The sequence below is a fragment of the Antarctobacter aquimaris genome (assembly GCF_900184945.1).
Taxonomy (GTDB): Bacteria; Pseudomonadota; Alphaproteobacteria; order Rhodobacterales; family Rhodobacteraceae; genus Maliponia; species Maliponia aquimaris.
Genome location: NZ_FXYF01000006.1, coordinates 123306 through 137017, shown reverse-complemented (window position 1 = coordinate 137017; position 13712 = coordinate 123306). Strand labels below are relative to the sequence as shown.

11 protein-coding genes are annotated in these 13712 nt (G+C 68.1%); 10 read left to right on the top strand and 1 reads right to left on the bottom strand.

Features of this window, described 5'->3' with window-relative positions:
* Positions 1 to 33: 33 nt before the first annotated feature.
* The 10 genes from MAA8898_RS12360 (at position 34) to MAA8898_RS12315 (ending at position 13191) form a co-directional block, all read left to right on the top strand.
* Positions 34 to 1581 (top strand): FGGY-family carbohydrate kinase, encoded by a 1548-nt coding sequence (locus MAA8898_RS12360; protein WP_094021334.1) that lies wholly within the window; start codon positions 34 to 36, stop codon positions 1579 to 1581.
* Complete coding sequence (locus tag MAA8898_RS12355) at positions 1574 to 2659, top strand: ABC transporter ATP-binding protein (RefSeq protein WP_094021333.1); 1086 nt, start codon at positions 1574 to 1576, stop codon at positions 2657 to 2659. The genes MAA8898_RS12360 and MAA8898_RS12355 overlap by 8 nt, the downstream gene beginning before the upstream one ends.
* A 7-nt stretch (positions 2660 to 2666) precedes the next feature.
* Positions 2667 to 3752: an ABC transporter ATP-binding protein gene (locus MAA8898_RS12350; protein WP_094021332.1), complete on the top strand. Its 1086-nt coding sequence runs from the start codon at positions 2667 to 2669 to the stop codon at positions 3750 to 3752.
* Positions 3752 to 4627 (top strand): carbohydrate ABC transporter permease, encoded by an 876-nt coding sequence (locus MAA8898_RS12345; protein ID WP_094021331.1) that lies wholly within the window; start codon positions 3752 to 3754, stop codon positions 4625 to 4627. The genes MAA8898_RS12350 and MAA8898_RS12345 overlap by 1 nt, the downstream gene beginning before the upstream one ends.
* Before the next feature lie 23 nt (positions 4628 to 4650).
* The gene (locus MAA8898_RS12340) at positions 4651 to 5475 is read left to right on the top strand and encodes a carbohydrate ABC transporter permease (RefSeq protein WP_094021330.1); all 825 of its coding nucleotides are present in this window, start codon (positions 4651 to 4653) and stop codon (positions 5473 to 5475) included.
* Positions 5476 to 5529: 54 nt separating this feature from the next.
* A complete protein-coding gene (locus MAA8898_RS12335; protein ID WP_094021329.1) occupies positions 5530 to 5931 on the top strand; it encodes a DUF2160 domain-containing protein in 402 nt (133 codons plus the stop codon).
* A 129-nt stretch (positions 5932 to 6060) separates the two neighbouring features.
* Positions 6061 to 7776, top strand: a complete 1716-nt coding sequence (locus MAA8898_RS12330; protein WP_094021328.1) for an ABC transporter substrate-binding protein — start codon at positions 6061 to 6063, stop codon at positions 7774 to 7776.
* Positions 7777 to 8059: 283 nt separating this feature from the next.
* On the top strand, positions 8060 to 9847 hold the full coding sequence (locus tag MAA8898_RS12325; protein ID WP_094021327.1) for a thiamine pyrophosphate-binding protein: 1788 nt from the start codon (positions 8060 to 8062) through the stop codon (positions 9845 to 9847).
* Positions 9848 to 9870: 23 nt separating this feature from the next.
* Positions 9871 to 11013, top strand: coding sequence for an iron-containing alcohol dehydrogenase (locus MAA8898_RS12320; RefSeq protein WP_094021511.1), 1143 nt, complete (start codon positions 9871 to 9873; stop codon positions 11011 to 11013).
* 354 nt (positions 11014 to 11367) lie between these two features.
* Positions 11368 to 13191 (top strand): M10 family metallopeptidase C-terminal domain-containing protein, encoded by a 1824-nt coding sequence (locus tag MAA8898_RS12315; protein WP_176445145.1) that lies wholly within the window; start codon positions 11368 to 11370, stop codon positions 13189 to 13191.
* A gap of 39 nt (positions 13192 to 13230) precedes the next feature.
* Here the strand turns inward: MAA8898_RS12315 and MAA8898_RS12310 are convergent, their stop codons facing one another.
* Complete coding sequence (locus MAA8898_RS12310) at positions 13231 to 13635, bottom strand: hypothetical protein (protein ID WP_094021325.1); 405 nt, start codon at positions 13633 to 13635, stop codon at positions 13231 to 13233.
* Positions 13636 to 13712: the final 77 nt, after the last annotated feature.

The window sequence follows — 13712 nt, the reverse complement described above, 5'->3', positions numbered from 1 at the left end:
GATGCCCTTTTAACCGGCCGCAGGGAGGAGATCATGGGTGATTGCGTGATCGGCATCGATGCCGGTGGCACGATGACGAAGGCTGCGCTCTTTGACCTTGCCGGGCGCGAGCTGGCCTGTGCCCGGAGCCGCAACGTCACCACCTTTCCGCAGCTTGGCTGGACCGAGCGTGACCCCGACGCGATGTGGCGCGCGGCGGCGCAGGCGATCGCCCAGGTGCTGGCCGAGAGCGGCGCCGATCCGGCCGATGTGCTGGCGATCAGCGTGTCGGGCTATGGCAGCGGATTGTACCTGCTGGACCGCGCGGGCAACCCGGTCCGCCCCGGCATCGTTTCTACCGATGGGCGAACGATGGGGCTGCTGGCCGAGTGGGAGGGCGACGGCCATGCCGCCGAAATCGCGCCGCTGATCCAGCAATCGGTCTGGCCGGGCATGAGCCTGGCGCTGCTGGGCTGGGTGCAGCGGCATGAACCGGAGGTGCTGGAGCGGACGCACCGGGTGGCGTTCTGCAAGGACTTCCTGCGCGGTCGCCTGTGCGGGGATCTGTCGACCGATTTCACCGATGCGGGCAGTTCCGGGCTGCTGGACGTGTCGGCCGGGCGCTATTCCGAAGAGACGCTGCGCATCCTGGGAATGCAGGCCTGGCTGCCGATGCTGCCCGAACTGGGCCGGTCGGACGAGATTGCCGGCCATGTCACCGCCGAGGCCGCGGCGCTGACCGGGCTCAGGCAGGGGACGCCGGTGGTGCGCGGCACGGTCGACATGTCGGCCTCGGCCATGGCGTCGATGGTGACGCGGCCCGAGCAGATGAGCGTGGTGGCGGGGACCTTCTCGATCGCGTCGACGCTGCACCAGGACAGGCCCAAGACCGACGCCATGCCGATGCTGCAATTCGCCTATCCGCTGGGCGGCTGGCTGTCGGTGCAGGGTTCGGCGACCTCGGCGTCGAACCTGGAATGGGTGGTCAAGACGCTGCTCCAGCACGGCGGCGCGCTGGAGACCGGCGGCACCATCTACGACACGGTGAACGCCGCCGTCCAAAGCGTGATGGGCCAGCACACCAACGCGATGTTCTTTCCCTACCTCTTTGGCGGTCCCGAGGGCGCGCCTGCCGGGCTGGTGGGCATGACCGCGCGGACCAGTTTCGAAAAGGCCATGCTGGCGGTGTTCGAAGGCATCGTCTTTGCCCACAAGGCCGACATCGACAAGGCGCTGACCGGGCCGGACGCCGCGACGCCGCAGGTGATCCGGATGACCGGCGGTGCCTCTAACAGCGCCTGCTGGTCCGAGATGTTCGCCGATATCCTGGGCCTGCCGGTGGAGGTGCCCGCGGGGTCCGAGTTCGGCGCGCTGGGCACCGCGATGTGCGCGGCGACCGGGGCGGGGGCCTATGCGTCGCTCGACGCGGCGATCCAGGGCATGGCGGGCATCGCCCGCCGCCACGAGGTCAACGCAGACCGGGGCGCGGTGCACCTGGCCAAGTATCCGCGCTACTGTGCGCTGCGCGACGCCATGGCGGGGGCGATGCTGGCGACACAACCGGCGGCCGCGCCCGCCCAGAGGGAGACGGCCCATGCTTGAACTTCGCGGCGTGTCACGCTCTGTCCGGGGCAAGGTGCATATCCAGCCGACCGACCTGACGCTGGAGCCGGGCACCATGAACGTGCTCCTGGGGCCGACGCTGTCGGGCAAGACATCGCTGATGCGGCTGATGGCGGGGCTGGATGCGCCGACCGAGGGCCGCATCCTGGCGCATGGCAAGGACGTGACCGGCATGCGGGTGCAGGACCGCAAGGTCGCCATGGTCTACCAGCAGTTCATCAACTACCCGTCGATGACGGTCTATGACAACATCGCCTCGCCGCTGAAGCTGATGGGCAAGAGCCGGGCCGAGATCGACGCGGCCGTGCGCGCCACCGCCGAGATGCTGCGCCTGACGCCGATGCTGTCGCGCAAGCCGCTGGAACTGTCCGGCGGCCAGCAGCAGCGCTGCGCGCTGGCGCGCGCGCTGGTCAAGGGCAGCGACCTGGTGCTGCTGGACGAACCGCTGGCCAACCTGGACTACAAGCTGCGCGAGGAGCTGCGCGCCGAGATCCCGCGCATCTTTCACGAAAGCGGCGCGATCTTTGTCTATGCCACGACCGAACCCGAGGAGGCGCTGCTGCTGGGCGGCAACACGGCGACCCTGTGGGAGGGCCGCATCACCCAGTTCGGTGCCGCTCCGGACGTCTACCGCCACCCGGCGGACGCCATCACGGCGCGGGTCTATTCCGATCCGCCGATGAACTTTACCGATTGCCGCAAGTCCGGCCATGCGCTGACATTCGGCCAGGGCAACCACGCCCCGGCGGACGGCGGCTTTGCCACGCTGGCGGACGGGGCCTACCGCGCCGGATTCCGGCCCAACCACCTGCGGCTGGACGCCCATTCCGGTGCCGCGGTGGAGTTCAAGTGCAGCGTGGGCATCGCCGAGATCACCGGGTCGGAGACCTTTCTGCATCTCAGCCATGGCGGCGACAAATGGGTCGCGCTGATCCACGGCGTGCACAACTTCGCTCCGGGCAGCGCGGTCAGCCTCTGGCTGGACCCGGCGCATGTCTACCTCTTCGACACCGACGGCCGGCTGGCGCTGCCCGCCGCCTATGCCGTCGCAGCATGAGGCACCCATGGCCCGCATAGACCTCACCGATCTCGCGCACAGCTACCTGCCCCGGCCCGGCGGCGAGGACGATTTTGCGCTGAAGACGATCAACCTGACCTGGGACGACGGCGGCGCCTATGCGCTGCTGGGGGCCTCGGGCTGCGGCAAGTCCACGCTGCTGAACATCATTTCCGGGCTGCTGGTGCCGACGCGGGGCAAGATCCTGTTCGACGGCGCCGACATGACCGCCGCCCCCACGACCGAACGCAACATCGCGCAGGTGTTCCAGTTCCCGGTGGTCTACGACACCATGACGGTGCACGACAACCTGGCCTTTCCGCTGCGCAACCGCAGGATGCCGGCCAGCTACATCGCCGACCGGGTGCAGCAGATCGCCAGGATGATCGGCATGGAGGACCAGCTGAAGCGCAAGGCGCGCGGGCTGACCGCCGACGAGAAGCAGAAGATTTCGCTGGGCCGGGGCATGGTGCGCGAGGATGTCAACGCGATCCTGTTCGACGAGCCGCTGACGGTGATCGACCCGCACATGAAGTGGGAACTGCGCACCCAGCTGAAACAGCTGCACCGGCAGTTCGGCCACACCATGATCTACGTCACCCACGACCAGACCGAGGCGCTGACCTTTGCCGACAAGGTGGTGGTGATGCACGACGGCCGCGTGGTGCAGCTGGGCACGCCGGATGAGCTGTTCCAGCGGCCGGGCCATACGTTCGTGGGCTATTTCATCGGCTCGCCCGGCATGAACCTGCTGGAGGCGGAGGTGCAGGGCGATACCGCGACGGTGGCGGGGCAGTCCGTGCCGCTGGGCCATGGCTATGGCGCGCCCAAGGGCCGGGTGCAGATCGGCATCCGCCCGGAATACGTCAGCTTTGCCGACGCGGGCGGGCTGCCGGTCACGGTGAACCGGGTCGAGGACGTGGGCCGCCACCGCATCGTGCGGGCCGAGCTGGCCGGCACCCCGATCAACGTGGTGCTGCCCGAAGGCATGCCCGTGCCGGCGGACGCCAGCCGGGTGGTCTTTGCCCCCGAGCAGGTCGGGGTCTTTGTCGACGACTGGCGGCTGGAACCGGTCGAGGGAGGAAACGCCTGATGGACAAGACACAGAACAACCGCGCCTGGTTCATGGTCCTGCCGGTGCTGCTGCTGGTGGCCTTTTCGGCGATCATCCCGCTGATGACGGTGGTGAACTACGCCTTCAACGACACCTTCGGCAACAACATCTTCTTCTGGGTCGGCATCGAGTGGTTCGAGGAGGTGCTGTCGTCGGACCGGATGTGGTCGGCGTTGCAACGGCAGCTGATCTTTTCCTCGGTGATCCTGGCGATCCAGGTGCCGCTGGGCATCGCGGTGGCGCTGGCGATGCCGAAAAAGGGGCTGGGGGCGTCGCTGTGCCTGGTGCTGATGGCGCTGCCGCTGCTGATCCCGTGGAACGTGGTCGGCACCATCTGGCAGGTCTTTGCCCGCATCGACATCGGCCTTCTGGGCGCCACGCTGGGCGCGCTGGGGATCGACTTCAACCTGGGCCAGAACTCGACCGCGGCCTGGGTCACGGTCATCATGATGGACGTCTGGCACTGGACCTCGCTGGTGGTGCTGCTGGCCTATGCCGGGCTGCAATCCATCCCCGACGCCTATTACCAGGCCGCCAAGATCGACCAGGCCAGCCGCTTTGCCGTGTTCCGCTACGTCGAACTGCCCAAGCTGAAGGGCGTGCTGCTGATCGCGATCCTGTTGCGCTTCATGGACAGTTTCATGATCTACACCGAGCCGTTTGTCGTCACCGGCGGCGGGCCGGGATCGGCCACCACCTTCCTGTCGATCGACCTGGTCAAGATGGCGCTGGGACAGTTCGACCTCGGCCCTGCCGCCGCCTTCTCGATCATGTATTTCCTCGTGATCCTGCTGGTCAGCTGGGCCTTCTACACGATCATGGTGAACCTCGACCGTGAGGAGCGTTCGGAATGAGCAGCAACGGACAAACCCCTGCCATGGCGGGCGAAAGGGCGGGCCTGCGCCGGGCGGTGTCCTACGCGGTGCTGATCGGCTACCTGCTGTTCCTGCTGGTGCCGATCTACTGGCTGATGAACATGAGCTTCAAGCCGAACGTCGAGATCCTGAGTTCGTTCTCGCTGGTGCCGAACAACCCGACGCTGGCCAACTACTCGGTCATCCTGACCGACCCGACCTGGTACATGGGCTATGTCAACTCGCTGATCTACGTGCTGATGAACACGGTGATCAGCGTCACGGTGGCGCTGCCGGCGGCCTATGCCTTTTCGCGCTACAGCTTTATCGGCGACAAGCACCTGTTCTTCTGGCTGCTGACCAACCGGATGGCGCCGCCGGCGGTGTTCGCGCTGCCGTTCTTCCAGCTGTATTCGTCGATCGGGCTGTTCGACACGCACATCGCCGTGGCGCTGGCGCATTGCCTGTTCAACGTGCCGCTGGCGGTCTGGATCCTCGAAGGCTTCATGCGCGGCGTGCCCAAGGAGATCGACGAGACGGCCTATATCGACGGCTACAGCTGGGGGCGGTTCTTTGTCCGCATCTTCATGCCGCTGATCTCGTCCGGCATCGGCGTCGCGGCCTTCTTCTGCTTCATGTTCTCCTGGGTGGACCTGCTGCTGAGCCGCACGCTGACCTCGACCGCGGTCAAGACCATCGGCGTGGCGATGACGCGGACCTCCTCGGCCACGGGCCTCGACTATGGCGTGCTGGCGGCGGCCGGGGTGCTGACCATCGTGCCCGGCGCGCTGGTGATCTGGTTCGTGCGCAACTACATCGCCAAGGGCTTTGCCCTGGGGAGGGTGTGATGCGCGACCTTTGCCTGCCCCCTTGCAACCCTATGACCGGGGAGTGACGTCACCATGACCAAGTCCCGCTGGACCATCGTCTACGCCGTCACCGCGCTGATCCTGCTGTCGATCCTGGCGGCGCTGATCCTGTCGGTGCCGCACGACGGCACCGATTTCAAGTGGACCGACCAGATGTCCAAGGGCGGCTGGATGGCATGGTCCTTTCCCGTCGCGCTGTTCTTCTGGAGCATCGGCACGGTGCTGGTGATCTTTACCCTGCTGGCGATCCGCTTTCCCGAGACACCGCGCGTCGGCATCCTGGGGATCGAGACGACGCGCGGCGACCGGCTGTTCATCACCCTGCTGGGATCGGCCTTCATCAACCTGGCCTGGCTGGGGCTGGAGGCCGGGCCGCAACCCTGGGCCATGGCGGTCTGTGCCGCCTGGGCTGTCCTGGTCTTCTGGAAGGCATGACACGCGCCCCGAAAGCCGCCCCGAGACCGCACCGAGTTTACCCGAGGCACACGCCCGCCACCGAATTACCGCGACGACGCGGGCGCCTGCAAAATACTGAGAATCCACACCAAAGGGAGGAAGACCAGAATGAAACGACTATTATCCACAACGGCGGCATTGTCGCTTGCGCTAGCTGCGCCAGCCTTTGCCGACATGGAGGCCGCTCGCGCGTTTCTCGACAGCGAGATCGGCGATCTGTCCGTGCTCAGCCGCGCCGAGCAGGAAGCCGAGATGCAGTTCTTTGTCGATGCCGCGGCGCCGTTTGCCGGCATGGAGATCAAGGTGGTCTCCGAGACGATCACCACGCATGAATACGAAAGCCAGGTGCTGGCCCCGGCCTTTACCGCCATCACCGGCATCAAGGTCACGCATGACCTGATCGGCGAAGGCGACGTGGTGGAGCGGCTGCAGACGCAGATGCAGTCGGGCGAGAACATCTATGACGCCTACATCAACGACAGCGACCTGATCGGCACCCACTGGCGCTATCAGCAGGCCCGCAACCTGACCGACTGGATGGCCGGCGAAGGCGCGGACGTGACGCTGCCGACGCTCGACCTGGACGACTTCATCGGCACGTCCTTTACCACCGGGCCGGACGGCAAGCTGTACCAGCTGCCCGACCAGCAGTTCGCGAACCTCTACTGGTTCCGCTACGACTGGTTCAACGACGAAAAGACCAAGGCCGACTTCAAGGCCGCCTATGGCTACGACCTCGGCGTGCCGGTCAACTGGTCGGCCTACGAGGACATCGCCGAGTTCTTTACCGGACGCGACATGTCCTATGCCGGTGGCCCGACCGAGGTCTTTGGCAACATGGACTACGGCAAGAAGGACCCGAGCCTGGGCTGGCGCTACACCGACGCGTGGATGTCGATGGCCGGCATGGGGGACAAGGGTGAGCCGAACGGCCTGCCGGTCGACGAATGGGGCATCCGCGTGAACGAGCAGAGCCAGCCTGTCGGCTCCTGCGTCGCGCGCGGCGGCGCCACCAACTCGCCCGCGGCGGTCTATGCGATCCGCAAGGCCAAGGAGTGGCTGACCAAATACGCGCCCCCGGCCGCGGCCGGCATGAACTTTGCCGAGGCCGGCGCGCTGCCGGCGCAGGGCACCGTGGCCCAGCAGATGTTCTGGTACACCGCCTTCACCGCGTCGATGGTGGAGCCCGGTCTGCCGGTCATGAACGAGGACGGCACGCCGAAGTGGCGCATGGCCCCCTCGCCGCATGGCGTCTACTGGGAAGAAGGCACCAAGATCGGCTACCAGGACGCCGGGTCCTGGACGCTGATGAAGTCGACCCCCGAGGATCGCGCCAAGGCCGCCTGGCTCTACGCGCAGTTCGTGGTCTCCAAGACCGTGGACCTGAAGAAGTCCGACGTCGGCCTGACCTTCATCCGCGAGTCGACCATCGACAGCCAGCACTTCACCGATCGCGCGCCCCGTCTGGGTGGCCTGATCGAGTTCTACCGCTCGCCGGCCCGCGTCCGCTGGTCGCCGACCGGGACGAACGTGCCTGACTATCCCAAGCTGGCGCAGCTGTGGTGGCAGAACATCGGTGACGCCCTGTCCGGGGACAAGACCCCGCAGGAAGCGCTGGATGCGCTCTGCGCCGAACAGGAGCGGGTGCTGGAGCGTCTCGAGCGCGCCGGCATCATGGGCGACATCGGTCCCAAGCTGAACGAGGAGCAGGACCCGGAATACTGGCTCAGCCAGCCCGGTTCGCCCAAGGCCAAGCTGGCCGACGAGGAAGAGACCCCGATCACCGTCGCCTATGACGAGCTGATCAAGTCCTGGAACCAGTGACCGGGCCCGCGGGGGGGAGCGCACTCCCCTTCCTCCCGCACCCGGCCACAGGGAACGGCGGCGCAATCCGCCGTTCCCGACTCGGCAACAGATTCACGCCCTTGCCGGCAGGTTTCGACCGCTTCGCCCCCCGCGCCAATGGCGCGGTGCGCGGATGCGCGGCGGTCCGTTCCGGCGATGCGGCCCGAGGCACCCGTCGGGGGTGTTTCGAGGTGGACAAGGGTCCGCCGGACCCGCCCTTTCAGCCCCTCTGCGGGCCATCGACGACCAGGAGGACAGAGCAATGACCAGGCTTCATGCGGGCGATCTGATTGTGGAGATGATGCTGGAGTACGGCGTGGAATGCGTCTTTGGCATGCCCGGCGGGCAGACCACCGCGCTGCACGACGCGATTGCCCGGCGTCCCGACCAGATCCGGCACATCCTGATGCGCGACGAACGCAACGCCGCCTATGCCGCCGACGGCTATGCCCGCGTCACCGGCAAGGTCGGTGTCTGCGACGCCACCGTGGGGCCGGGCGCGAACCTGCTGCCGGCGGGGTTCCTCGAGGCGCTGAACGCCTCGGTGCCGATGGTGGGCATCATCGGTGACGTGCCGCTGGACTGGCTGTCGCTCAAGACCAAGGGCATCGCCAGCCAGGGGTTCGACCAGGTGGCCTTTTTCAAGACCTGCTGCAAGGACGCCTTTCAGGTGCCGACGCTGGCGTCGCTGCCCGAATTGCTGCGCACCGCCTTTCGCATCGCCACCGCGCCGCGCCCCGGCCCCGTGGCGCTGGTGATCCCGCACGACATATTCGACGCCGACTGGGACCCGGAAGTGCTGAAGGCCACCACCGACAACCGCTGCGTCCACATCCCCTACCTGCGGTCCGTCGCGCCGCAGACGGAGGTGCAGAAGGCCGCCGACCTGATCCGCAAGGCCCGGCGCCCGGCGCTGGTCTGCGGCGGCGGGGTGCATGGCTCGGACGCGGCGGGTGTCGTGACCGCCTTTGCCGACCGGCTGGGCGGGCTTGTCGTGACCTCGCTGACGGGCAAGGGATCGGTGCCGGAGACGCGCGACTATGCGGCCGGGGTGCTGAACCCGCTGGGGTCTCTGGCGGCGATCGAGCTGATCGGCGAGGCGGACCTGGTGATCTGGTGCGGCTCCAAGGTGAGCCAGAACACCGGGCTGAACTGGACCATGCCGACGCCGGAACAGGCCACCATCACCATCGACTGCGACCCGCTGGAGCATGGCCGCACCTTCCGCCCCACGGTGCCCTTGCTGGGCGACGTGCGCGAGACGATCCTCGCGCTGGGTGCCGCGCTGGACGAGGACCGTTCCGACGCGAACCCCGAGTGGATGGAGCGCATCAGGGAGGTCAAGGACAGCTGCGATCAGATCAAGGCCGAGGAGATGGCCTCGGACAGGATCCCGGTGCAGCCGCCGCGCGTCATGGCCGAGATCGCGGCGCGGCTGGGCGAGGATGACATCATGGTGTCGGACGCGTCCTTTGCCGCCGGCTGGATCGCCGGCTACATCCCGGCCAAGAAACCCGGTCGGCAGTTCCTCTACGCGCGCGGGCAGGGGGGGCTGGGCTATTCGGTGCCCGGCGCCATCGGGGCGGCGACCGTGATGCCCAAGGGTGCGCGCATCGTCACCGTGGCGGGCGACGGCGCGTTTTCCTACACCATCGGCGAACTGGCGACGCAGGCGGTCTACAACCAGCGGATCGTCAACGTGGTGATCAACAACGGCAAGCTGGGCTGGATCAACTTCTGGCAGAAGTTCTATTTCGGCCAGACGATCTCGGTCGACCTGGAAACCCAGGGCGCGGTGCCCGGCTATGCCGCCGCTGCCGCCGCGCTGGGGCTGAAGGGCATCTACGTCGACAAGCCGGACGAGATCGGCGCGGCGCTGGACGAGGCCTTTGCCCATGACGGGCCGTCGGTGGTCGAGGTGCGGATCGACGACATGGCGACACCGATCCATTCTTTCAAGCGCCGCTTGCAGGAGCCCGACACCAAGGAGCGCGTGCGCCCCGGGCTGGTCTACAAGCTGCGCGACTGGAAGGTATCGCCGGACCTATGAGCGGGCCTCTGGATGTTTCCGGGATCGCGCCGTTCGGCCTGATCCTGCCGGCGCGCATCCGCTTTGGCCGGGGCGAGGCGCTGGCCTGCGCGCCCGAGATCCTGGGCCTGGGGCGGCGGATCGTGCTGGTACACGGGCGGTCCCCTGGCCGGTCGGCGCCTCTGGCAAAGGCGCTGGAGGCGGCGGGCGCGGTGCTGCACCGCGAGACCTGCGGCGCCGAGCCGGATCTCGACATGCTGACCGCCGCGCTGGCCCGTGCACGCGGTTTCGGGCCTGAGGCGGTCGTCGCGATGGGCGGCGGTGCGGCGCTGGACTTTGGCAAGGCGCTGGCGGCACTGCTGCCCGCGCCGGACCCCGATCCGCTGGAGCACCTCGAAGTGGTGGGAAAGGGGCTGCCGCTGCACGTCGATCCCTTGCCCTTTGTCGCCCTGCCGACAACGGCGGGCACCGGGTCCGAAGTGACGCGCAACGCGGTGATCGGCGTGCCCGAACACCGCCGCAAGGTCAGCCTGCGCGACCCGCGCATGATGGCGCGGCTGGCGGTCATTGACCCGGGGCTGAGCGATGGCGCGCCGCTGGATGTGACCATGGCCAGCGGGCTGGACGCGGTCACGCAGGTGATCGAGCCCTACCTGTCGTCGCGCGCGAACCCCTTTACCGACGCGCTGTGCCGCGACGCGATCCCGCGCGGACTGGCTGGGCTGGCGCGGCTGGCGCAGGTCGGCGAGGACCGGGGCGCGCGGGATGCGCTGTCCCTTGTCGCCTGCCAGAGCGGCATCGCCCTGGCCAACGCCGGGCTGGGGGCCGTGCATGGCGTGGCCGGGGTGCTGGGCGGCGAAACGGGGGCCGCGCACGGGGCGATCTGTGGCCAGCTGCTGCCGCCGGTGCTGCGCCTGTTGCGGCGCCGGGCGGCGCCGGGCTCCGTGACCGCCGTCAGGCTGGCCGAGGTCGACGGCTGGTGTCTGAAGGCGCTGGGCTGCGGCATCGACGGGCTGGCGGGCTGGGCGCGCGGTGCCGGTCTGCCGCTGCCGGAGGCGCGGCTGTCGGCGGAACAGGCGCGGGCGATTGCCGAGAACTCGGCGACCAGCTCGTCGATGAAGGCCAGCCCCATCGGCTTGACCGCCGAGGAGCTGACCGAGGCGCTGACCGAGGCCGGCTGGACCTGAGCCCGCCCTGCGGTGCGGTTTCCCGCGGTCCTTCAGGCCGACAGGGGTGCGGGAATGAGAGGGGTCGCGTCTGCGGGCGCGGCCCCTTTTCCATGGGGTCCGGGCAGTCGAGGGCCATGGTCCGGCCGCGCGCACGGCCTGTGGGCGCGCGAGTCCTTGCCCGCAGCCCGGGCGGAATTCGTTGACTTTGCGGCGCGCGCCCCGTGAAATGTTCGGCATGCCCTTCTCCGCGGGACCGACTGGGGGCATCCGCGTGACCCTGGGCATCATCCGATGTGCTGCGGGTTTGTTCCCGGGCGTTTCGCCGGTACGGCGCCCCCTTCGACAGATGAGGCCGAAGGAGGCGATGAGACCATGCGCGGATACGGCGACGAACAGACCTTGAGCTGGATGACCGATGCGGTCCGCTTGGGCGGTGTGCCGGAGGGTTGGAGCGGGGCGTTCCGCACGGCGGCGGCGCGATTGCCCGACCTGGGCGATACCGTGGCGACCACGCTGAACATCGACGATGCGGACCCGATCCGGGTCTATATCGCCGGTGCGGGCGAAACCGTGGATTCGCGTGTGGCGGATGCGACCAGCGCCTATGAACAGGCGCGGATCATGGCGGCCTTTGCGACCTGGAGCGCGGTTGCCGACATCCAGTTCGTGCAGACGACTAACCGCGCCGAGGCCGATATCGAGGTGCTGGTCGGCGACACGCCGCCTTATGGCGAAGCGGGGTATCCGGGTGGCGGCGTTCAGCAGATGTTCATGTCGAACCGGGTGCCGCAATGGACGGATGCCGGGGCGCTGGACGAAGGCGGGTTCGGCTTTCTGATCCTGATCCATGAAATCGGCCACCTGATCGGGTTGACCCACACGCACGACGCGGACCTTGGGGCCATCGTCATGCCCGGGGTCACCTCCGCTTTTGGGGACTACGGCGACAACGACCTCAACCAGGAGGTCTTTTCGGTGATGAGCTACAATCGCGGCTGGGCCACCGGACCGCTGGGCAATCTGCCCGAGTCGGTCATTCCCTTTGGTTCGCCGGAAAACCCGTCGGCGATCGACATCATCGCCGTTCAGCGCAAGTACGGGGTCAATACGACAGCGGCGGCGGGGGACGATTTCTATGTCATGCAGAGCCTTGACCGCAGCTACAGGACGATCTGGGACACCGCCGGGCTGGATGCCATCCGCCATGACGGCAGCACCGATGCGGTGATCGACCTGCGCGCCGCGACGCTGGCGTTCGCGGCGGGCGGCGGCGGTTTTGTGTCCCACCTGGCGGGGTTCCACGGCGGATTCACCATTGCCAGCGGCGTGGTGATCGAAAACGGCATCGGCGGCGCTGGCAATGACACGCTCACCGGCAACGCCACGGCCAACACCCTGTTCGGCCGCGGCGGCAACGATTCGATCCTGGGCGGCGAGGGCGCGGATACGCTGAACGGCAATACCGACAACGACACGCTGGACGGGGGCACCGGGGCCGACAGCCTGACCGGGGGATACGGCGACGACTGGCTGATCGGCAGCCCCGACGCGGATTTCCTCGACGGCTCGCCGGGCGACAGCGACACGCTGGACTACTCGGCGGCGGCCGGCGGCGTCACGGTGCGGCTGTGGAACAACAGCGTCTCCGGCGATCCGCTGGTCAGCGGCGACACCATCGTCAACTTCGAGAACGTCGAGGGCGGCGGCGGCGGCGATTTCATCGTCGGCAACCTGCGGGCCAACCGGCTGTCCGGCAATGGCGGCAACGACACGATCATCGGGTCGGGCGAAAACGACACGCTGGAGGGCGGAGAGGGGGTCGACGTGCTGCGCGGCAATGCCGGGATGGACGTGCTGATCGGCGGCACCGGGAGCGATGCGCTGACCGGCGGGGCCGAGGCCGACCACTTTGTCTTTGCGACGGCGGGGGATGCCGGGATCGGCGCGGCGCGCGACCAGATCATCGACTTTGAACAGGGCCTGGACCGGATCGACGTGAGCGGCCTGTCCCCGGATGTGTTCGAATTCCGGGGCTCCGCGCCGTTCGATCCGTCAGGCAATCCCGAGCTGCGCCTGTTCGAGACGCCTTCCGGGTCGACCATCGTGATGTTCGACCTGGACGGGGACGGTGTCACCGACGCCGAAATCCGCGTGGCGGGGATTACCGGCCTCCAGGCCACGGATTTCCTCCTGTGACAGGGGCGCCCGCGGTCGGCGGACCCGGGCGCCCGAGGGTCATCCGCGGCAGCCCGCGTGTTCGGCGACATCGCCGGGATCGTCGCAACCCGACCCGCCGGGGACGCGCGGGCGGTCGCGGCCGCTGGTGCCGTCGGGGCTGTTGTCCGGGCTGATGTCGGGGCCGTCATCCTGGCCGCGGCCACGGCCGCGGTCATCCTCGCCGTCGTCGTCACCGCCACGTCCGCGGCCGCGGTTGTCATCGTCGTCGTCATCGCCGCCGCGGCCCCGGCCACGATCGTCATCCCTGTCGTCGTCGCCGCCACGCGCCAGCAGCAGCGGCGCGGGGGCGGCGGTCACGGCGGCGTCATCCGTCGCGGTGCCGGGCCCGAAGGCGGCAAGGCCGGTCGCCGGCAGGCTGGCCAGCGTCAGGACGGCGGCGGTTCCCAGGATCAGTCGTTTCATCGTGAAGCATCCTTTGCGGTGTCTGGTGTCCCTCCTTGTGCCGGAGGGACCGCGCGCGGCACATGCTCCAAGGTCTG